This is a genomic window from Pseudoalteromonas lipolytica, from assembly GCF_001306915.1.
Classification (GTDB): domain Bacteria; phylum Pseudomonadota; class Gammaproteobacteria; order Enterobacterales; family Alteromonadaceae; genus Pseudoalteromonas; species Pseudoalteromonas simplex.
Window position 1 is genome coordinate 89,309 of the sequence record NZ_LJTC01000005.1, and the last position, 21,717, is coordinate 111,025.

Sequence of the window (21,717 nt, forward strand, 5' to 3'; positions counted from 1 at the left end):
GCAATTCGCTCGTTATAAACATGTTAGCCTCTTGTGTGAGCAAAGATGTATTAATCGAATGGAATATTCATGAAATTTAAAGTTTTAGCTGCTGGAAAAAGCTGTCCAATTGACAAGCCCAATCGTGCTTATTTAGTGACGGATAATTGGGATGATTGGTTTGAATTTTCAACGATGTATACTTTGATTTATGTTGATGGCGATCTAAATAGAAATAGAATTGGTTCGACTAAAATCGGCCAATTTAATATGGAGAAAGAACAAAGAAGGCCAAAAATACCTGATAGCTTCAATGAATTAAGCAATGATTTTTTCTCGGTCGGTCAAGATGATAGTTTTTACGACGAATTAAATAAGCTAGGCGAAGAAATAAGGTCTCAAATACTTTCCGCCCTTAATGACATTGCTTTAGACGAAAACCTCTATGAGAAAGCAATTAAAGAGCGGGTTACAGGTACATCATTACTAAGATCAGTAAGTCATACTTCAATCAAAGGACAATATAGAAGGCTTGCCAAAGGGGGGGCTCGATTATCTGAATACTCTTTCTCATATAAATCGCCGAAAATGAGAGGCACTGAAGGTACAAGACTCAACTTGGCTTTTGAAGTGACTCCGGAGAGTAATCCCCCAACAAATATACATGTCCTTATCGGTCGAAATGGTGTCGGAAAAACTCATTTAATTAATAATATGATCAGCTCTCTTATTGATGATGAATCACCCGCCTCTAAAGTGGGTGAGTTTTCATCTTCGGATGAGTTTGAAGGAGAACTCTTTTCTAATGTTGTATCAGTTACGTTTAGTGCATTTGATGAAACTGAGCCATTAGCTGAGAAAAAGGATAAATCATCAGGAATTCAATTTTCTTATGTTGGTCTTAAAAGGGTAAAAAAAGGAAGTGAGAAAAACCTTCCCCCAAAAAGTCCTGTAATTCTTAAAAATGAATTTGTGAAAAGTATTTTGGCCTGCAAGGCAGGAAACAAGATAGAGCGTTGGAAAAGAGCAATAGAAAAGCTAGAGACTGATCCAGTATTTGGCGATATTAATGTAGCATCTATTCTTAATAATGAGAATGAAGATGATTTCAAGGATATTGCAGGAAGGATATTCAAAAACTTAAGCTCTGGTCACAAAATTGTACTTCTTACAATAACAAGGCTTGTAGAAACAATCGAAGAAAGGAGTTTAGTTTTCCTAGATGAGCCGGAGGCTCATCTCCACCCACCCCTTTTATCTGCTTTTATTCGTTCTCTTTCAGATCTTTTAATAAATAGGAATGCTGTTTCAATAATAGCAACGCATTCACCAGTGGTTCTTCAGGAGGTGCCTAGAAGTTGTACGTGGAAGCTTTGGAGAAGCGGTCATTTGTCAAAAGTTGAAAGGCTTGAGACTGAATCATTTGGAGAAAATGTAGGAATATTGACTAGAGAGGTTTTTGGATTAGAGCATACGGATTCAGGGTTCCACAATTTACTAAACGATGCTGTTGATAAATTTGAAAGCTATGAGGCTGCAATAAATAGCTTTAACAGCCAGTTGGGTTTAGAAGCAAAAGGTATATTGCGTGCTTTATATGGTGTGAAGAGATCCAAGACATGAGAAAATTAACCCGACCAGATGATGACGCAGTAGTTGTCTTTGAGGCATGTATAGATCGTATTCGTAATGCTGATCTCAAGCGCCGATTACAATCTTGCTCATTAGAAATTGGTGAAGCATCAGTTGAATTTGACGAGAAAGCTGCTTTGGCAGAATTACATACCATTGAAGCCAAAGAAATTGTAGCGGATGTGGTTTCAGTTGATGAGATGAAAAAGGTCTACACAGGGCGAATGGCTAAAAAATTAGCTCCTGGTAGAGTTTACTATGATAAATTAATGTCATTGCCAGAGCATGGAAGATGTCCCCTATGTTCTCAACGTGTTGTTTCTACTTTAGATCATCATTTGCCCAAAGCTCATTATCCGTCTTTAGCCGTATCCCCATTAAATCTTGTTCCTGCTTGTCAAGATTGCAATAAAATTAAAAGTGAAGATATACCGTTAAATTCAGAACAAGAAACACTACACCCTTACTACGATGATGTGGAAGGGTTTTCATGGGTTAAAGCAAAATTAACAGAATCCATCCCTGTTGTTGTGGAATTTTATGTAGAACCTCCTGCTGAATGTGATGATGTATTAATTGAAAGGCTAAAGCACCATTTTGTGACGTTTGATTTAGCCGCCCTTTATTCTTCGCATGCAGCTGAAGAGCTTGCAAATATAGAGTTTATAGCTAGAAAAATCTTCGAAGATTCCGGCAGTATTGAACTAAAGGCGTATTTAGGAGATATGGCAAGTAGTAGAAAGCAGGTGAGTTTAAATTCTTGGCAGTCGGCTTTTTATACTTGTTTGCATGAAAGTGATTGGTTTTGCCAAAACAGATTTCAATAAAAAGGCTAACAAGTTGCTGCACACGGAAAAATTACTCGCTGCGCTCCTAATTTTCCGGTGAGCAAGGCGTTAGGTGTTTCGTGAGAGTCGAGGCGATAAATCAATTCGTTGGATGTATTGAACGTCTGCTAAATGGAGAACAAATAGATCTCTACGGTGAAAGTGTATCTTCATCATTTGAATACATTGCTGCAGAAATATTAACGGAACAGCTCATAGAAGGGATTTGGTACGATGGTGTATCAAACATGGTCGCTAATGTCGAAAATTCAAATAGAGTTGTGTTTTCTGGCTACATGTATGTTTGCCTAAATCAGGAAAAATTCTGGCAAGAGCCATTCAAAGCAGTTGTTAAAGATGAGAGAGTCTCACACAACGGGGTAAGGGTTTACGTGAAAATAGGAGAGTTAGAAGGTGAAAAGGAACTACTATCAATGGAATGGCACTATAGAAACACCTAACAAACCGCTGTAGACGCACGTGGAGCGTGCTGGGACAAAAACACGTGGGCTGTCCTCGCTTCGCTCGATATTATAGCCCCTAAGCGGGGTGTTAGCAATTTAATTTAGCATTTAGAAAATCTTTTAACCCCTTTTGGTGTGTTCGAACGTTATTAAAAAACAATAATTAAAATTTCAGGAAAATATGAACAATAAAGTATTTAAACCCCTCATCGTTAGCTCACTCGTTCTATGCAATTATGTCAGCGCTGCAGATTGTCATGATGTGTCACAAAATATTGCCAAACAACTTGAAGATAACTACGTCATTGAAAATACAGCAACAAGGTTAGCTCAGTTAATACGTTCGCAAGTATTTTTATCTGGTTGTGAACGTCAAAAGTCATCTGAAGATATTGCTGAATTTATGACCTTGGAATTAAACAAGATTGCAAATGATAAACATCTTTCTGTTGTTTATGATCCAAATTGGGTTAGTGAATTGAAATACTATCGTTCGTCAGCACAAACTGAGGCGTTTGCTGATAGTCGTGTCATGGAGACTCCTATAGACAACTATGGTTTTAAAAAGGTTGAATTGCTTGATGGCAATATTGGTTACCTCGATATAAGAACTTTCTCTGACAGTCACTTAGGAGGTGAGACGCTTGAAAATGCGATGAAATTTTTACAGCATGCCGATGGTATCATTATTGATTTAAGGAACAATTATGGCGGTAGTCCATTTATGGTGACTTCCTTAGCAAGTTACTTCTTTGACCTAGATACAGTCCATTTATCAACTTTTGAAAGCCGTGAAAACGGTGTGTTAACTCAAACGCAAGATTGGACTTCGCCATATGTACCTGGTCCTAGGTTTAAAGAGACTCCACTTTATATCCTCACCAGCAGTAATTCTGCATCCGCTGCAGAAGGCTTTAGCTATTCAATGCAAAGTTTGAATAGAGCAACCATTGTTGGAGAGGTAACTGCTGGCGCCGCTCATGGTAGAAGTACTGAAATAGTAAATAATGATTATATTCTCACTTTACCATCCACACGACCTGTAGATCCAAGAACAAATGACAACTGGGAAAGAAAGGGGGTGAAACCAAATATTGAAACAAGTAGTGATAATGCATTTTATGTTGCTTATGCAGAGGTGCTTAATTCCTTAATCAAAAGTAATAGTAAAAACCTTGGTTTGCATCAATGGGTCTATCCATTGGTTAAAGCAAAATCGAGCCAATACCAGCCAAGTCAGAGTGATTTCAATCAGATAGTAGGTACGTTTGGAGAGCGCAAGATATTCCAAAAAAGTGGTAAACTCTTTTATCAATATTCAAATGATCCGGCGTTTGAAATTGAGTTACTTGATAAAAAGACCATTGTTTTTAAAGCGTTTACTGAAGCAAGACTGCAAGCAATATATAAAAATAAGCAAGTCATTGCATTGAAAATGCTCTCTTTGGGTGAGGATGAAAGAGTGTTTCAGAGAACGATGTAAAAATTGCTAACAAGGCTGTTAACACGGACAAAAAATAGTTGGCTTTGATTGTACCTAACAAAATTCTAGCCAACTATTTTTAGCTGGTTACAACGGCGTGAAGATCCGCTTTTGGCACAGAGTCATCCTTCGGCGCTAAATTGTTTCTGTCCATCATCGAGTTACAAATATAACTCGCCTTTGCCCCAAAATAAGTTAGGTTAAATGCTCTAATGGCTGCTTTGCGCGTGCAAATATATAGTTGCTTATTTAGCCAAACTTAGGTGTAATGAAAGTATAATAAACGCTGAGCAATGCAGGCCGAGCTTACATAACACTAACTAAGCTGATTAAACTAGCTAGGAAAGTGAGAGCCTCAAAAAAGCCTACTTTTTATAAGTAAAGCCATAGCATAGACAATACCAACTCTGACACTCCGAGCAGGTAACAGCTCAGTCCAACAACCGATTATGCAACACAAACTGCGTGTTGCATAAATACTAAAATGTTAGTTAGCAAGGGAATTTATGCGATTATATTTACTTATTTTGTTGCTTTTATTCTCCGTCGAAAGCCTTTCCAATGTACTTGTGAAAAGCGAACATTCTGTACCTGTGGGGATGGCTGAATTAAATACATTCAAGAAAACCTGCGGAAACAAATGTAGCTTTACTGGGTATATCAATGTCAACAAACTGCATTTTAGTGAAGATGTAGAGTCAGGTGCTTTTTTATTGGTGCGAAGCGAAGGTGGGACAAAATCATTTTCGGTTGGCATTAAAGCAAATGAAGATGATAAAAGCGCTGAACTGGTTGTTATGTTTAATGATGGTAAAAATAATTCTGACTCTATCGTTTTAGCAAAGTCATCGTTAAATGCTTGGGAGGGTTTCTTATTATCATGGCACGATAAAGAGTTACTAATTGAAAATTTGCGCAGCGTAAAAAAGATAGGCTTAAACAACACACCATATTCACAAATTGAGAAATCTGGGATTACATACCAAACTACGCTGACTTTTAGTCCAGATCACATTGCATATATGTTTATGGGCAGTGATGCGGAAATGTGGATCGAAATGAAAAACCAGAATTATAACTCTAGCTGGAAAGAGCGGTATGATAAAAACTAACAAAAGAATTATGCCGTTGAGCAAGCTCAACTGTTACGCGATTTCGTCGCGCACCATACTCAGGAGTTACCGAATAAATACTCTAACGTGCTTTTGTCCAAATATGAGTTTGTCCAACCACCTTTTCCTTGTTAAAAACAGACCTTTAACGCTTTTACATTACCCTACTTTTAGAAAAAATGAGTAAGCACTTATGATTGAAACCAGGCGAAGTCGTAAATACATATTAAACAAAACATACTGAACCAATAATAGGGTTTGAAAACTATAAAAGCCCACTAATGTAGGCTTTGGTAGGACTAACTACTAGGACAAAATTTTTAATTCTTTGCTTACGTAAACTAAGCTTTGCTTAATCTAAAAATCTGTATTATCACTGATACCTGCATCATCAAATCCCCAGTCTGACGCACCGTGGTCGTCATCAAACGTTATGATCCCATCTTCATATGATAACATAAAGCTATGGTCTGTGTGGTTTACATGACACTCATCAGTGCTCGATATTGAATCTGACAAAGCTAAGTTGTCATTAATATCTATTAACGATACAGGCTCTGTGAGAGGCTCTGAAATATCGCTTACAAGAATCCAAGCTAATAGAAGTGAGCTGTGACAAAAACAACTCATGACCATTGTGACAAGTAAAAAGCAGAAACAAAACTGTGGCAAAAAATCGTCACAGTTTGGGTTAATTTTATAAAAAAATGGATGTGACTAAGAAAAACTATATTGCAGAAAAGAAAAAACCCGTTGAAAATCAACGGGTTAAAAAGTGGTACCAGTAGGCGGACTTGAACCGCCACGCCCGAAGGCAACGGATTTTGAATCCGTCATGTCTACCAATTCCATCATACTGGCTTCATTTTTCTTTAACCTTCTAAACACGAGAAGATAAAGAAAAACCACTTTAGAGCGAAAGCTTTTTTTACTGCTTTTGTCTCTATGCCAAGCATTATACAAAGAATGGGTAAGGCAGCAAGCGTTTTGTGCGGCGTCACTGATCAACCGCACAATAATTAAACAAGTTGTTAACTTTAGAGTTTGTCAGTGCCCACTACCCTACTAGTTTTATAGGTATTGAAATTTTTAAAGCTTGGATGATTAAAGATATGGTGGGTTTCGCTTTAATAAATAGTGATGTTTGCATACTCATTTTGATTATGTAATTAAGGTTAGCAAAGCCAGTTCAGTTCCCAGCATACTAAACAGCCGTTAAGTATTTCTTGTTTGCGAAGGACTTTGCTAAACTACTGCGCAATTTAATTGGATGAGATTGTTTATGTCAGCTGAGTTTCCACGTGCCGGTTTCTGGCGCCGCTTTGCCTCTTTAATTTACGATACCTTGGTTATCATTGCCTTTGCGATGCTGACAACAGTACTCTATTTATTAGCTATTCAAGGGCTTATTTCTTTAGAGTTACTTAGCATTGGTGACGCCGAAGATGTCTCTGCTTTCATTCAAAATTCACCCTTACTATACGGTATCCGTAGCGCATTATTAGTAATAGTGAGTATCAGTTTCTTTAGTTACTTTTGGGCTAAAAGCGGTCAAACAATTGGTATGCGCGCGTGGCGTTTGAAGGTGCAAACCCTCGATGGCCATTTAATTAGCTGGCATCAAGGTGCACTTAGAGCCATTACTGCACTATTAGGTTTAGGTAACTTAGTGGTGTTGGTCGATTTTAAAAATAAGCGTGCCTTACAAGATTACATCGCAAAAACTGAAGTGATCACTTTAACTAAAGAAGAAAACAAACGTATTTATCGCTCACTTGATTAAAGGCAAATCAAGTATAAAAAAAGCGTGGTTCAAACCACGCTTTTTTATGATTTAAAACGAATTTTACACCCGTTTATTCAACAGGTATGTTGCAAACCCAATAAACAACAGACTTGGTAATACAGCACCAACCACAGCTGGAATTTGGTAAACCATTACCACAGGACCAAATATCTCATTGGTTAAGTGGAAAGTAATACCGGTTATAACACCCATGATGATACGTGCGCCCATGGTTACTGTGCGAAGTGGTCCGAATATAAACGACAGAGCAACTAATAGCATAACGGCGATAGATACTGGCTGCATGATTTTGCGCCATAGCGCCAACTCATAGGTGCTAGTATCTTGTTCATTTTGCTGTAAATAACCTAAATAAGACCAAAGCCCAGTAAACGACAACGATTCGGGCTTAACTGATACAACACCTAATTTTTCAGCAGTCAGTTGCGAGTCGTAGAACTCTTCTTTGTACTGCTCAGTCGTGATCTGCTCTGGCGTGATCATGACTTTATTTACATCACGAAGTAACCAGCCATCTTTACGATTTAATGCTTCTTCTGCCTTGGTAATTTGCGTAAGTTGCAACGATTTATCAAAGTGATACATATGCACGCCACGTAAAGTACCTTGCTGATCGACATCTTCAATATTAATAAAGTTACTACCATCTTTCGCCCACACACCTTGCTTAGCATTAAATACATCACCACCATAAATCGCTTGGTTACGTATTTCTTTTGCTTTGAGCTGTGCTTCTGGGGCGCCCCATTCACCTAGCGCCATCATACAAATAGCCATAAACATCGCGGTTTTCATGACTGATACAATAATTTGCAAACGTGACATACCCGCCGCTTGCATAACAACCAACTCACTATTTGATGCCAATGCGCCTAGACCTGTTAAGCCACCAATCAATGCTGCCATTGGGAAGAAGATAACTAAATCACCTGGCATGCTATACAGGGTGTAAATCAACGCTGTTGCAATATCGTAGCTACCACGGCCAACTGATTTTAACTGCTCAATAAACTTAATGAGGGTACTAATACCTACCAGCACCATTAAAGCAAAACCGGTTGTTTGAATTATGCTGCGACCTAAATACCAGTCGAGTGTTTTCATCATGCGCTTAACTCCCGCTTAGTCACAACTGCCTTTAACCATGCGCCGAGCGGACGACCTTTAATAATCAAGAAACCACCAATAAACAAGGCTGATAAATGGATCCACCATAAGCCAATTGAAGGCGGTATTTTTCCATCTTCAACAGCAAACTTAGCGGCATTCAACAAAATGAAATACCCTAAATACAAGCTAATTGCGGGCACTAATTTAGCGAATTTACCTTGGCGCGGATTCACCACACTCAGAGGCACCGCGAGTAAAGTTAATAATGGAATTGAAAGTGGAATAGCTAAACGCCACTGCCACTGTGCAATGGCTTCAGAGGTTTTCATTTTCAATAAATCAAGGGTTGGAATTGCTTCTAACTTACGGCGCTGGTGCTCTATTTCTTGATCTTGAATTTGTACACTGTAACCATCGAACTCAGTTAAGTTCAAAGCAGCAGACTCGCCGTCTGTTTCGTAACGCTTACCATCATTAAGAACAAGTTGCTGTTCACCGTTATCTTGTTCAATCACCACACCACGCTCTGCATACACTAAACGGGCTAAGTCACCTTTTTCACGATCAGGTAACTGCGCAACAAATACCTTGTGTAGCTCTTTACCACTGTTTTCAATGTTGTGAATAAAAACGACCGCTTTTTCGTTACCTGTTTGCTGGAAACGCCCAGCACGTAATGCCGATAAGCCAGCATCGGCTTTTGCTTGTTCTTTTAATTGATATTCTTGCTCACTGGCCCATGGTGCGACATAAAGAGTTAGGGCACCAGCTAAAATAGCCATGGCAGTACTTGAGATAAGCGTTACCCGAACTACGTACCACTCACTGACACCGCAGGCTCTGAAAACTGTCATTTCGCTGTCAGCATAAATGCGACTGTACGCCAAAATAATACCCAAGAAGATACTCAAAGGCAGGATAAGTGAAGCAAGTTGAGGAAGTTTTAGCGCAATCATCGAAAGCACAAGTTTAGCTGGAAGACCCCCTTCAGAGGCGTCTCCCAAAATAACAACAAACTTTTGAGACACAAAAATAGTCATCAAAGTTAAAAATACGGCGACCTGCGACTTGAAGACTTCAGTGGTCAAATAACGAAAAATTAGCAATGCTCGCCCCTGTTAAACATCGAGTTTCACTGGAATAGTAAGGAATTTTGAGTAAACTAGTTATTTTACTCACTTTATTATATGCCATCAAAGTTAAATATCATACCTAGCAAGAACATATAATCTTGCATAAATGGTGCAGATGGCGTCTATTATGTGATATTGATATTCACATTAAGATAAAGTTCAAAAACACATAAATAGAGTCATAGTTTATGTACTAAGATTAGTGCTATTAAACTAAAAAATGTAAGAAAGGACTCGAAAAAGAATTTCTTACCCTTATAAACTAAGGTTATACGACTCAATATCAGGAGTAACAATGGAATTTAGCGTAAAAAGTGGTAGTCCAGAAAAGCAACGTAGCGCATGTATTGTAGTAGGCGTTTATGAGCCACGTCGTTTATCCCCCATTGGTGAACAATTAGATAAAATCAGTGACGGTTATATCTCAAACTTACTACGCCGTGGTGACCTTGAAGGTAAACCTGGCCAAGTATTGCTATTGCATCATGTACCTAATGTACTGAGCGAGCGTGTACTACTAGTAGGTTGTGGTAAAGAGCGTGAGCTTGATGACAAACAATATAAACAAATCATCTCAAAAACGATTAACACGCTAAACGAAACCGGTTCGATGGAAGCGGTATGCTTTTTAACTGAGCAACACGTTAAAAGCCGCGACACCTATTGGAAAGTACGCCAAGCAGTTGAAACAACTCAAGACTGCTTGTATACCTTCAATCAACTGAAAAGCAAAAAGAGCGACCCGCGTCGCCCACTACGTAAAATTGTTTTCAACGTACCAACGCGTCGCGAGTTAACTATTGGCGAAAGTGCAATTGAGCATGGCTTAGCCATCGCTGCAGGTAGCAAGTTATGTAAAGACGTTGCCAACATGCCGCCAAATATCTGTAACCCTGCTTATTTAGGTGAGCAAGCACAAGAAATCGCTGATAACTTCGATAATGTAAGCGTTGATATTATTGGCGAAGAAAAAATGGCAGAGCTGGGCATGAATTCATACCTAGCGGTTGGCCGTGGTAGTGCTAATGAATCGGTTATGTCAGTGATCAACTATCAAGGTGGCGACAAAGACCAAGCGCCAATCGTGTTAGTCGGTAAAGGCTTAACTTTCGACTCTGGCGGTATTTCAATCAAGCCTGGCGAAGCCATGGATGAAATGAAATACGACATGGGTGGCGCCGCAGGTGTTATTGGTACTATGCGCGCACTTGTGCAAATGCAATTACCAATTAACGTTGTCGGTGTTTTAGCGGGTTGTGAAAACATGCCTGGCTCAAACGCTTATCGCCCAGGTGATATCTTAACAACCATGTCGGGTCAAACAGTTGAAGTGTTAAACACAGATGCTGAAGGCCGTTTAGTACTGTGTGATGCACTCACTTATGTTGAGCGTTTTGAACCTGATACCGTTGTCGATGTAGCAACACTGACAGGTGCGTGTATTATCGCGCTAGGTTCGCATGCCACAGGTTTACTATCAAACCACAACCCACTGGCCCATGACCTACTAAAAGCATCTGAGCAAAGTGGCGACCGCGCATGGCAGTTACCTTTATGGGATGACTATCAAGAGCAACTTGAAAGCCCATTCGCTGATTTCACCAACTTAGGTGGCCGTGCCGCAGGTACGATTACAGCGGCATGCTTCTTATCTAAATTCACCAAAAAATATAACTGGGCGCATTTAGATATTGCAGGTACAGCATGGCGCAGCGGCGGTAAAAACAAAGGCGCAACCGGTCGTCCGGTACCTATGTTGACTCAGTATTTGCTAAACCGCGCAGGCGTGAGCGAAGCAAGTCACGATTAAGCCTTACCGCAAGCTTAAAACTAACCCTAAATAAGGCGCCAAATGGCGCCTTATTAATTGAAGCAATTCGCGTTCTATGTCAAAATCCCTGCTTTGATCTGTGTATCTGTGGGGACGAAAGTCACTATGAATATGAACGCACAATTTTACGTTCTAAAACAAGATGATAGTGCCCACCAAGCGGCTGGCGCTGTTTTCGATCTGGCAGCTAAAATTGCTGCGGATCAGTATCGTCTAGGTCATCGCGTATTTATTTACGCTGATAACACCGACACGGCCCACACAATCGACGACATCATTTGGTCATTTGAACCAGATAGTTTTGTACCACACAACTTACAAGGTGAAGGCCCTAAAGGTGGCGCTCCGGTTGAAATTGGTATGACTCCACCTGTCGGCAACAGAAAAATATTAATCAACCTAGCTGAGCACCTACCGGATTTTATTCGCCGTTTTCAGCAGGTTTATGATTTCGTACCCGTTGAGCCAAATGCTAAGCAAGCCGCCCGTGAGCGGTTTAAAAAGCTTCGCCAACTGGGCGCCCATATTGCAACGCAAGAAATTGACATTTAAGCATTTATTTAAGGTTCTGTGTAATGGATAAAACCTATAATCCGCAAGATATTGAACAGTCTTTATACCAAGGCTGGGAAGAAAATGGCTACTTTAAACCGTCTGGCCAAGGTGACGCATACTCAATTATGATCCCGCCACCAAACGTCACGGGTAGCTTACACATGGGCCACGCGTTCCAAGATACCATCATGGATACGCTAACGCGTTTAAAGCGTATGCAAGGCAACAACACATTATGGCAAGTAGGTACTGACCACGCGGGTATCGCAACACAAATGCTTGTTGAGCGTAAGCTTGCTGCTGAAGAAGGTAAAACACGTCACGACCTAGGCCGTGAAGCATTTATCGATAAAATCTGGGAGTGGAAAAACCACTCTGGCGGCACGATCACTAAACAATTACGTCGTTTAGGCGCGTCTGTAGATTGGGACCGTGAGCGTTTCACTATGGACGAAGGCCTTTCTGAAGCGGTTAAAGAAGTATTTGTACGTCTTCACAAAGAAGACTTAATTTACCGTGGTAAGCGCCTAGTTAACTGGGATCCAAAACTACACACGGCTATTTCTGATCTTGAAGTTGAAAACAAAGACAAACAAGGTCACATGTGGAACCTACGTTACCCTCTTGCTGATGGCGTAAAAACCAAAGATGGTAAGGACTACATCATTGTTGCGACAACACGTCCTGAAACAATGCTAGGTGATTCAGGTGTTGCTGTTAACCCTGATGATGAGCGCTACCAAGATCTGATCGGTAAAGACATTTTACTGCCTATCGTAAACCGCCGTATTCCAATTGTTGCCGATGAACATGCAGACATGGAAAAAGGCACAGGTTGTGTGAAAATCACGCCTGCCCACGACTTTAACGATAACGAAGTAGGTAAACGTCACCAACTACCAATGATCAACATCTTCAATAAAGATGCAGCGGTATTAAGCGAAGGCGAAAGCTACACATTCGACGGTAAAGAGCTTGAATTAGATGCGCCAATTCCTGAGCGCCTACATGGCCTTGACCGCTTTGATGCACGTAAAGCGATTGTGAGCGAATTTGAAGAACTTGGCCTACTAGAAAAAATCGAAGATCACAGCTTAACTGTACCTTACGGTGACCGTTCTGGCGTAGTGATTGAGCCTCTTCTTACTGATCAGTGGTACGTGCGCGTAGCACCTCTAGCAGAGCCTGCAAAAGAAGCAGTTAAAAATGGCGATATTAAGTTCGTACCTCAACAATACGAGAACATGTACTTCTCGTGGATGAACGACGTACAAGATTGGTGTATTTCACGTCAGCTTTGGTGGGGTCACCGCATCCCTGCTTGGTACGACAACGAAGGCAACGTATACGTTGGTCGTGACGAAGCTGAAGTACGCCGCGACAACAACCTTGCTGATGATGTTGCACTTAAGCAAGACGAAGACGTTTTAGATACCTGGTTCTCATCTGCGCTTTGGACTTTCTCAACGCAAGGCTGGCCTGCAAACACTGATGATTTAAAAACGTTCCACCCGTCTGACGTATTGGTAACAGGTTTCGACATCATCTTCTTCTGGGTTGCGCGTATGATCATGATGACCATGCACTTCATCAAAGATGAAGACGGCAAGCCACAAGTACCATTTAAAACCGTTTACGTAACAGGCCTTATCCGTGATGAAAACGGCGATAAGATGTCTAAGTCGAAAGGTAACGTACTTGATCCTATCGACATGATTGACGGTATCGACCTTGAAAGCCTAGTTGAAAAGCGCACTGGTAACATGATGCAGCCACAACTAGCGAAGAAGATTGAGAAAAACACTCGTAAAACATTCGAAAACGGTATCGAAGCACACGGTACAGACGCACTGCGTTTCACCCTTGCGGCAATGGCTTCAACGGGCCGTGACATCAACTGGGATATGAACCGCCTTGAAGGTTACCGTAACTTCTGTAACAAACTATGGAATGCGAGCCGTTACGTATTAATGAACACTGAAGAGCAAGACTGTGGTTTCGCTACAGATGCTGAGAAACAGTACTCACTTGCTGATCGTTGGATTTTAGGTCAATTTGAAGCAACGGTTAAAACCTATACTGAGCATCTAGAAAACTATCGTTTTGACCTAGCAGCAAACACCATTTATGAGTTCACTTGGAACCAATTCTGTGACTGGTACCTAGAACTGACTAAACCAGTATTGTTTAAAGGTAACGAAGCACAGCAACGTGGTACTCGTCATACCCTAATCACGGTATTAGAAAGCCTACTTCGCTTAATGCACCCGTTAATGCCATACATCACAGAAACGATTTGGCAACGTGTTGCACCACTTGCAGGTATCGAAACTGCGGGCACTAGCATCATGGTTCAAGGGTTCCCTGTATACAATGAAGCAAATGTTGATAGCCAAGCGATGGACGACCTAGAGTGGGTTAAACAATTCATTCTTGCTATTCGTAACATCCGTGGTGAAATGGATATCAGCCCAAGCAAACCATTATCGGTATTGCTTGCGAATGCGTCTGACGAAGACAAGCGCCGCTTAACGGATAACGAAGCATTCTTAGCGTCGCTTGCTAAGCTTGAAGAGTTCACGCTTCTTGATAACAAAGACGATGCACCAGCGTGTGCAACATCGTATGTTGGTAACCTTGAGATCATGATCCCAATGGCTGGCCTAATCGATGTTGAAGCTGAATTAGCTCGTATTGCGAAGCAGCTTGAAAAAGCAGAAAAAGGCTTAGCACAGGTTCAAAACAAGTTAGCTAACGAGAAGTTCGTAAATAATGCGCCAGAGGCTGTACTTGCTAAAGAGCATGCTAAGCTGGCTGAGTTTACCGATGCGAAAGACAAACTATTAGCGCAAAAAGCGAAAATCGAAAGTCTATAACAGCATATATCAAGCGCGATTTATTCGCGCTTACAAAAAAGCCACGCTATAACAATGTTATAGCGCGGCTTTTTAATGCTCTGTAGCAGCGACTTTACGTCGCGTTACAATTAAAATTTGTAGTTGTACTGAGCACCTACTAGAACTGCGTGACCTTTTGATTCATAGTCCCATGAAACATCTTGGCCAACTGATGCAGCTAGGCTGTCTTTTTCAGAGAAGTTTTGTGTTTTACCACGAAGAATACTTACACCTAGGTCAATATTTGAGTTTTCGCTGAATGCGTAGTTACCACCAAATGAGAACCAGAAACGATCTGTATCAGGGATAGAGATTGAAAGGTGAGATTGGTCTGCTGGCGACTCATCGTATGCAATACCTGCACGAAGTAAAAGAGCGTCGCTGTACTGGTAGTCAGTACCGATAGAGTAACGCATTGAATCAGAGAAGTTCTCTTCTTTAGAGAATACAGGTGCTTCTTGACTAGGCGTATAAGCTTCTAATTTTTGGAAGCTATCCCAGCCAGTCCATAAAATGCTGTAGTGCACGCCAAGCTTCTTATCGATTTGGTGTGAACCAGAGAACTCAGCAATGGCTGGTAAGGTTAATTTTAACTCACCCGGAACTTTAGTACCCGCTAAACCGCCAACAGCAGCTGGTAGTTGGTTTGAGTACTCACCTTCAAAATCAATATCAGTTTCACTACGGTAGTTAAAACCAAAACGGTTGTTTTCGTCTAACTGATACATAGCACCAATGTTCCAACCAAAGCCGTAGTCGTCACCTTCAAGGTGAGCGATTTGCGTGCTCGCTGGTAAACCTAATGGGTTTGCACCTGCATTACGCACCACTTTCGCATCAGCATAAACATAGTTTAAACCAAGGCCTAGGCTGAACTGTTCGTTGATTTTGTATGAAGCACTTGCATTCATGTTAACAGTCACGATTTCAGTTTCGCCTGCGATAGAGCCTGCTGCGTAATCGTCTTTAAATTCAGTTGAAAGACCAAAGTTTGAAAAAGCACCAAAGCCTAAAGATACTTTGTCGTTTAATGGCATAGTGAAGTAACCAGCAGGAATAAATGCTGATGGCGCGATGCTATCGTCATCGATAGAGCTTTCATCTAAGCCGTATGCAGCACTTTCACCTTCTAAGCTAACATCTGGAATTACAGCAATACCTGCCACTGAGATTTGCTTATCTTTAAATAAAGACATAAGTGCAGGGTTACGAGCAACAACTGAGGCATCGTCAGCAACGGCTGCTTCACCAGCGTATGCACGGCCTAAACCTGAAACGTTTTGCTCTGCTAATTGGAAAGCTGCAGCAAAGCTGTCAGCAGAAACAACAGCAAGTGATGCTGCAATTAGTGTTTTTGTGAACTTCATAAATCTGTGTCCTCTTGCAAACTTGTGCGAAAACTAATCCAACAATGAGGGCAACCTATTAGTTAAGCATAAAAGATTAGCGCTGTATGTTGGCATTAGATGTTTTATTCTAATGATTATAAACTTTCGAACATTACCTTAATTAAGATCAAAAAACTGTAATTTTTCGTTAGAAATAGGTAAAAAACCCGCATTTTAACAACAAGATAACAACTTATTAAAACTCATCAGATCTCTGATTACAAACCAAACAAACGATATTAATTATCATTTGCATTGACTTATCGCCTTTGTAGCTTTAGACTAAAAATAAAAGTTTCTCAGTTGAGTTTGAGTATGGAAATCGCCTTTATTATTGTGGCACTAATGTTATGCGGTGTGAGCGTTCATTATTTTTGTAAAGCAAATTATTGTGCATGTACTAAAGCAGGTGATTGCGACAACCCAGTCAATCACTATTGGTTAGGCGCTATGTTTAGCTCAGTTTTGTCTCTTTTATTGTGTTGCGTAGCCTTACATGTCGAAAAAGGGACGCTATTGTGGTTAGTTTTAATGATAAGTTGTTTTAGTGGGGCATTTATTTCAGCTAAACGCAGCGCCAAAAAACGCTGTGTTAAGTCTAAACAAGCAGATGCTCTTTTAACAAACGAGCCAAATTAAGCTGATAATCTAAGGGTTTAATACTGGCAATAATTTTTAGTTCTTTTTCCACGTTCAAATCGACATCTTTCGCCGTCACGTGGTGCTTATGTTTAGCATTATAAAATACTTTCACTTTTGGTTTGATTGGATTCTCGTGATTCCCTTCCATTACTAACGCTAAACGATCATTATTTAACTTAACAATAGTACCGACAGGGTGTACACCTAGACATTTAATAAAGCGCTGCACTAATTCAGAATCAAACATTTGTTTGTTCGCAAGTAAATAACGCAAAGCCGAAATAGGTTCTTCTCCCATTTGATGAGGCCTATCTGCCGTCATAGCATCATAAACATCAACAATTGCCATCATTCTTGCGGGGCGGCTAAGCTTTTCAGCAGTAATACCGCGTGGATAACCTGTACCATCTAAACGTTCATGATGATTTACTATCATATCAAGCATTAGTGGAGTAATGCCCTTCTCGCCTTTCACTAAACCTAAACTCTGCGCCACATGTTTTTTAACGACTTGCATTTCGTTATCATTCAATGCGCTTGGCTTAGATAAAACACCTTGCGGCATTTTAGCTTGGCCAATATCATGCAGCAAAGCTCCCATCGCCAGTTCTTTGATCGTCTTTTCTTTATAGCCTAAATACTTAGCAAACACACTCACCAAAATCGCAGTGTTGATCATGTGACGCCAGTTATAAATATGTTTATCTTTGAGACGAGTTAAAATAGTTAATGCATTGTGATTTCGAAAAACGGAGCCGACTATATCAACAGCAATGTCGTCAAGCACTGCCATATTCATTTTTAGTCCAGCTGTAATATCGGAATATAAACTTTGTAGCTTACGACTATGCTGCTCATAGTGAACACTAGCTTTTAGAAACTCTTGTTGAACCGTGATCCCTTGCGGCTCTTCATTAGCAGCAGGTTTTTGTTCAACCTTCGGTTTAGCCGGTTCAGGCTTTGGTTGGTATTTTTTAGGGAGTGCAACATCGCTTTGTGTAAAGTCGATGAGTAGCTCTTCAACCCCCTCAGAGATCAGGCGCTGAATAATTGTTTTATCACGCACTAAACCACGTGTTTTGATCTTAATACTATTTACATGCTCTTGTTGCTTACTGACACTGTCAACAAACATCCCTGGAACAAGTTCGGCAATGGGTAAAGTAATAAGCATAGGTAAGCTTAGCGCATATAAACATCGAGTTTTTTATTATCGCTAATTGATTACAAATGTCTATAGATTGAATAACGAATACGAAATAGGTATTAGTCAGAAGGGTAAACTAACGAGTCAAGCAACTCGCTAGATTGTGGTAGTTCAGTCTAAGAGCTGACGGCAGATAGCTGACAGCTCTCTAGCTGTTTATTCCTGAAAGTAAGTACCCCAGCCGTCGTATTCAACGTCGGTTTGCTGAGCAAGTGCTTCTAACTTGTCTACGTCTTCCATAATCGCTTCTACGTCAAGCTCACACTCAACAACCACGTCAAAGCTCCACACTTTCTCGCCGTCTTCTAGCTCAAGTTCTGCAGGTTCTTCAACATCGTAACCTAGTTTAAAAGCGGCTAAAGCGGCTTGCTCTAACTTTTCAAAATTTTCGCTAACAAAGTGGTGTTCCACTTCATAAAGTACTTCAGGATCTGAGCCATCTTCAAGTAATGAAGTAACGATGTCTTCAGTAATTTCGCGCCAATTTTCCATTATTTGTTTCTCACTTGAGCATCTAATTCAGTTATTTTAGCAGCCATAATCTGATGAACATGTGAAGCATGGTCACGAGCAGATACGTCTTTATCAAGATAAATCGGCGCTAACATTTCGAGGTAAATTGTACCATTATCCCAGCGATTTAGCTTAATAGTTTTGTGCGTTGTACTCATACAAACTGGCACTACTGGCACATCAGCACTCATTGCTGTGTGAAATGCCCCAGTTTTAAAGGGTAATAAACCACGACCATAGCTTCGCGTCCCCTCAGGAAACATCCAAACCGATAAACCTTTTTGTTTTATTTTCTCAGCTGATTTAGAAATTGTGCCTGCTGCTTTTGAACGGTTAGCGCGGTCAATTAAGATATTTCCCGATAACCAATACAACTGACCAAAAAACGGGATCCATTTAAGGCTTTTTTTACCTAGGCTTACGCAGTTCTCCGGCACCATGGCAGGTAAAGTGAATAGGTCATAGTTATTTTGATGATTTGCTACATAGACAGCAGGGCCAATATTTTTTGGAGTCTCGTGATATTTAAGCTCTAGTTTGACACCTAAAATTTTAGCTACCTTGCAAAACCAACCCGCAATAATATGCACGTTATTAGTATGAAACGGCTTCACAATGCATAAAAGCAGCCCAAAAACACAGCTTAAAACAATAAATAACGCCATGAAAATTATGCGAAAAATAGCTAACAAACGAATTCTCCTCGTACTAATCAGCGCGCATTATAACGTGAAAAATACCATTTCCATAGCTTTAAGCGCACATGTGTACGCTTAAAATTTCATAACGTTTTAACAATAAAAAGGCCTGCAATTGCAGGCCTCTGGTTTTTACTCTGTTACTTCGCTTGGCGACTCATCACTATCATCAGTTTGAGTCACTTCGACTACAGCTTCATCAACTCGCTGCAGACCACGTGGTAACTTATTACCTCGTCTACCGCGTTCACCATGGTAGTGCTCAAGATCAGCCGGTTTCAGTGTCAGTTTTCGTTTACCTGCATGCAGGGTTACGCTACTGCCCGCAGGCACCACAGCCAGCACTTTTACAAACTCTTCACGGGCTTGCACTTTCGCACTTGGGATAGAAATAATCTTATTTCCTTTACCTTTACTAAGCTTAGGTAAATCTCGCAGTGGGAATAACAACATGCGGCCTTCGTTAGAAATTGCCATACAGTAATCTGTTGCTACGTCAGTTACTCTAATTGGCGCGAGTAATTCACCGCCTTTAGGAACACTGACCAGCGCTTTACCGTTTTTGTTCTTACTCACCAGATCTTTAAAGTCACTTATAAAGCCATAGCCTGCATCGGAAGCCATTAACAACACTTGGTTGTCTTCTGCCATCACCACATGCTCAAAGTTGGCGCCAGAGCTTAAGTTAAAGCGCCCTGTCATTGGTTCGCCTTGGCTTCGAGCTGAAGGTAAACTATGTGCATCAGTAGCAAAAGCACGACCACTTGAGTCTAAGAACACTGCAGGCTGGTTACTCTTACCTCGCGCTGAGGCTTTATAGCTGTCGCCTGACTTATAACTCAGCCCTTCAACATCTAAATCATGACCTTTACCAACACGTGCCCAACCTTTTTCGGATAACACAACGGTCACTGATTCTGAAGGAATAAGGTCTTTTTCGCTTAGTGCTTTTGCTTCTAAACGTTCAACAACTGGTGAGCGACGATCATCACCATACATTTCAGCCGCTTCTTGGATTTCTTTTTTCATCAACGTCGACATACGACGCTCTGAACCAAGCGTTTGCTCTAACTTGTCACGCTCAAGGGCAAGCTCATCTTGCTCACCTTTAATCTTGAACTCTTCAAGTTTTGCTAAATGACGTAGTTTTAACTCTAAAATCGCCTCCGCTTGAATATCTGTTAAACCAAAACGCTCCATTAAAACAGGCTTTGGTTTATCTTCAGTACGGATGATTTCGATGACTTCATCAATATTTAAAAAGGCCGTTAATAAACCTTCTAAAATATGTAAGCGTGCTAATACCTTGTCTAAACGGTGCTGTAAGCGACGGCGAACGGTTTCACGGCGAAACGTTAACCACTCAGTTAAGATACTACGTAAATCTTTCACTTGCGGACGACCATCAAGGCCAAGCATGTTTAAGTTTACGCGGTAGTTCTTTTCTAAATCTGTGGTTGCAAATAGGTGCGCCATTAATGGCTCAGCCTTGATGCGGTTAGAGCGCGGAACAATCACGATGCGGGTTGGATTTTCGTGATCAGATTCGTCACGTAAATCAGCAACCATCGGCAACTTTTTAGCATTCATCTGCGCTGCAATTTGTTCAAGCACTTTAGCACCTGAACACTGATGAGGCAGCGCGGTGATCACTATGTCACCTTGCTCTTCAGTGTAAATTGCACGCATCTTGATAGAACCACGTCCAGTTTGATAAATCTTACGAATATCGTCTTTCGGTGTGATGATCTCAGCTTCTGTTGGGTAGTCAGGCGCATGCACTAACTCAAGCAACTCTTCGATTTCAGTTTTTGGCTTATCAAGTAATAAACAACAGGCACTGGCAACTTCACGCACATTGTGTGGTGGAATATCGGTTGCCATACCTACAGCAATACCCGTTACACCATTGAGTAAGATGTGCGGTAAACGCGCAGGTAACACCATTGGCTCATCAAGTGTGCCGTCAAAGTTTGCGGTCCAATCGACAGTGCCTTGACCCAGCTCTTTTAGTAAAACTTCTGAGAACTTAGATAAACGCGCTTCGGTGTAACGCATTGCAGCAAATGACTTAGGATCATCGGCAGCACCCCAGTTACCTTGACCGTCCACCAGCGGGTAGCGGTAAGAAAACGGCTGCGCCATTAACACCATGGCTTCGTAACAAGCACTATCACCATGAGGGTGATATTTACCCAGTACATCACCCACGGTACGGGCTGATTTTTTATATTTTGCTTGCGCCGATAACCCCAGTTCGCTCATTGCATAGATGATACGACGCTGTACAGGCTTTAGACCGTCACCTACATGAGGTAAGGCACGGTCCATAATGACGTACATTGAGTAGTTTAAGTAGGCGTCTTCAGTAAAGCGCCCCATTGTTTGTTGTTCTATGCCTTGCATCAGCAAGGTATCTGTATCACTCATTAACGCTTA

At 40.9% G+C, this 21,717-nt stretch carries 18 protein-coding genes and 1 tRNA gene; 10 read left to right on the forward strand and 9 right to left on the reverse strand.

The window, feature by feature from the left end; translation table 11 throughout:
• Positions 1 to 69: 69 nt before the first annotated feature.
• From AOG27_RS08665 to AOG27_RS08685, 5 genes are all read left to right on the forward strand, one after another.
• A complete protein-coding gene (locus tag AOG27_RS08665) occupies positions 70 to 1,602 on the forward strand; it encodes an AAA family ATPase (protein ID WP_054552629.1) in 1,533 nt (510 codons plus the stop codon).
• Positions 1,599 to 2,438, forward strand: a complete 840-nt coding sequence (locus tag AOG27_RS08670; protein ID WP_054552630.1) for an HNH endonuclease — start codon at positions 1,599 to 1,601, stop codon at positions 2,436 to 2,438. The genes AOG27_RS08665 and AOG27_RS08670 overlap by 4 nt, the downstream gene beginning before the upstream one ends.
• A gap of 80 nt (positions 2,439 to 2,518) precedes the next feature.
• Positions 2,519 to 2,899: a hypothetical protein gene (locus AOG27_RS08675; protein ID WP_054552631.1), complete on the forward strand. Its 381-nt coding sequence runs from the start codon at positions 2,519 to 2,521 to the stop codon at positions 2,897 to 2,899.
• A 184-nt stretch (positions 2,900 to 3,083) separates the two neighbouring features.
• Positions 3,084 to 4,385, forward strand: coding sequence for a S41 family peptidase (locus AOG27_RS08680; RefSeq protein WP_054552632.1), 1,302 nt, complete (start codon positions 3,084 to 3,086; stop codon positions 4,383 to 4,385).
• A gap of 506 nt (positions 4,386 to 4,891) precedes the next feature.
• Positions 4,892 to 5,497, forward strand: coding sequence for a hypothetical protein (locus tag AOG27_RS08685; protein ID WP_152967131.1), 606 nt, complete (start codon positions 4,892 to 4,894; stop codon positions 5,495 to 5,497).
• 357 nt (positions 5,498 to 5,854) lie between these two features.
• On the opposite strand, the gene AOG27_RS08690 is transcribed toward AOG27_RS08685, so the two are convergent.
• Both AOG27_RS08690 and AOG27_RS08695 read right to left on the reverse strand, forming a co-directional pair.
• Entirely contained in the window at positions 5,855 to 6,127 is a 273-nt protein-coding gene (locus AOG27_RS08690) for a hypothetical protein (protein WP_054552634.1), read from the reverse strand.
• A gap of 146 nt (positions 6,128 to 6,273) precedes the next feature.
• Positions 6,274 to 6,358: transfer RNA gene (locus AOG27_RS08695), tRNA-Leu, on the reverse strand.
• Positions 6,359 to 6,779: 421 nt separating this feature from the next.
• Between AOG27_RS08695 and AOG27_RS08700 the strand changes: the two genes are divergently transcribed.
• Positions 6,780 to 7,280 (forward strand): RDD family protein, encoded by a 501-nt coding sequence (locus AOG27_RS08700; RefSeq protein ID WP_054552635.1) that lies wholly within the window; start codon positions 6,780 to 6,782, stop codon positions 7,278 to 7,280.
• A gap of 63 nt (positions 7,281 to 7,343) precedes the next feature.
• Here AOG27_RS08700 and lptG read toward each other — a convergent pair whose 3' ends face one another.
• Entirely contained in the window at positions 7,344 to 8,411 is a 1,068-nt protein-coding gene (gene lptG, locus AOG27_RS08705; RefSeq protein ID WP_054552636.1) for an LPS export ABC transporter permease LptG, read from the reverse strand.
• Positions 8,408 to 9,520: an LPS export ABC transporter permease LptF gene (gene lptF, locus AOG27_RS08710; protein ID WP_054552637.1), complete on the reverse strand. Its 1,113-nt coding sequence runs from the start codon at positions 9,518 to 9,520 to the stop codon at positions 8,408 to 8,410. The genes lptG and lptF overlap by 4 nt, the downstream gene beginning before the upstream one ends.
• A gap of 322 nt (positions 9,521 to 9,842) precedes the next feature.
• On the opposite strand from lptF, the gene pepA reads away from it, so the two are divergent.
• The 3 genes from pepA (at position 9,843) to AOG27_RS08725 (ending at position 14,809) form a co-directional block, all read left to right on the forward strand.
• Positions 9,843 to 11,357, forward strand: a complete 1,515-nt coding sequence (pepA, locus tag AOG27_RS08715; protein WP_054552638.1) for a leucyl aminopeptidase — start codon at positions 9,843 to 9,845, stop codon at positions 11,355 to 11,357.
• Between the two features lie 126 nt (positions 11,358 to 11,483).
• Entirely contained in the window at positions 11,484 to 11,930 is a 447-nt protein-coding gene (locus AOG27_RS08720) for a DNA polymerase III subunit chi (protein ID WP_054552639.1), read from the forward strand.
• Positions 11,931 to 11,953: 23 nt separating this feature from the next.
• Positions 11,954 to 14,809, forward strand: a complete 2,856-nt coding sequence (locus AOG27_RS08725) for a valine--tRNA ligase (protein WP_054552640.1) — start codon at positions 11,954 to 11,956, stop codon at positions 14,807 to 14,809.
• A gap of 110 nt (positions 14,810 to 14,919) precedes the next feature.
• Here the strand turns inward: AOG27_RS08725 and AOG27_RS08730 are convergent, their stop codons facing one another.
• Positions 14,920 to 16,197, reverse strand: coding sequence for an outer membrane protein transport protein (locus AOG27_RS08730; protein ID WP_054552641.1), 1,278 nt, complete (start codon positions 16,195 to 16,197; stop codon positions 14,920 to 14,922).
• Positions 16,198 to 16,533: 336 nt separating this feature from the next.
• On the opposite strand from AOG27_RS08730, the gene AOG27_RS21715 reads away from it, so the two are divergent.
• Positions 16,534 to 16,857 carry a hypothetical protein gene (locus AOG27_RS21715; RefSeq protein ID WP_054552642.1) on the forward strand — a complete coding sequence of 108 codons (324 nt, stop codon included), beginning with the start codon at positions 16,534 to 16,536 and terminating at the stop codon, positions 16,855 to 16,857.
• On the opposite strand, the gene AOG27_RS08740 is transcribed toward AOG27_RS21715, so the two are convergent.
• The 4 genes from AOG27_RS08740 to parC form a co-directional block, all read right to left on the reverse strand.
• Positions 16,817 to 18,034, reverse strand: coding sequence for an HD-GYP domain-containing protein (locus tag AOG27_RS08740; protein WP_054552643.1), 1,218 nt, complete (start codon positions 18,032 to 18,034; stop codon positions 16,817 to 16,819). The genes AOG27_RS21715 and AOG27_RS08740 overlap by 41 nt on opposite strands.
• Positions 18,035 to 18,223: 189 nt before the next feature.
• A complete protein-coding gene (gene rraB / locus AOG27_RS08745; protein ID WP_054552644.1) occupies positions 18,224 to 18,559 on the reverse strand; it encodes a ribonuclease E inhibitor RraB in 336 nt (111 codons plus the stop codon).
• The gene (locus AOG27_RS08750) at positions 18,559 to 19,245 is read right to left on the reverse strand and encodes a 1-acylglycerol-3-phosphate O-acyltransferase (protein WP_082389235.1); all 687 of its coding nucleotides are present in this window, start codon (positions 19,243 to 19,245) and stop codon (positions 18,559 to 18,561) included. Before AOG27_RS08750 ends, rraB begins: the two co-directional genes overlap by 1 nt.
• A gap of 165 nt (positions 19,246 to 19,410) precedes the next feature.
• Positions 19,411 to 21,708, reverse strand: a complete 2,298-nt coding sequence (gene parC / locus AOG27_RS08755; protein WP_054552646.1) for a DNA topoisomerase IV subunit A — start codon at positions 21,706 to 21,708, stop codon at positions 19,411 to 19,413.
• Positions 21,709 to 21,717 lie beyond the last annotated feature (9 nt).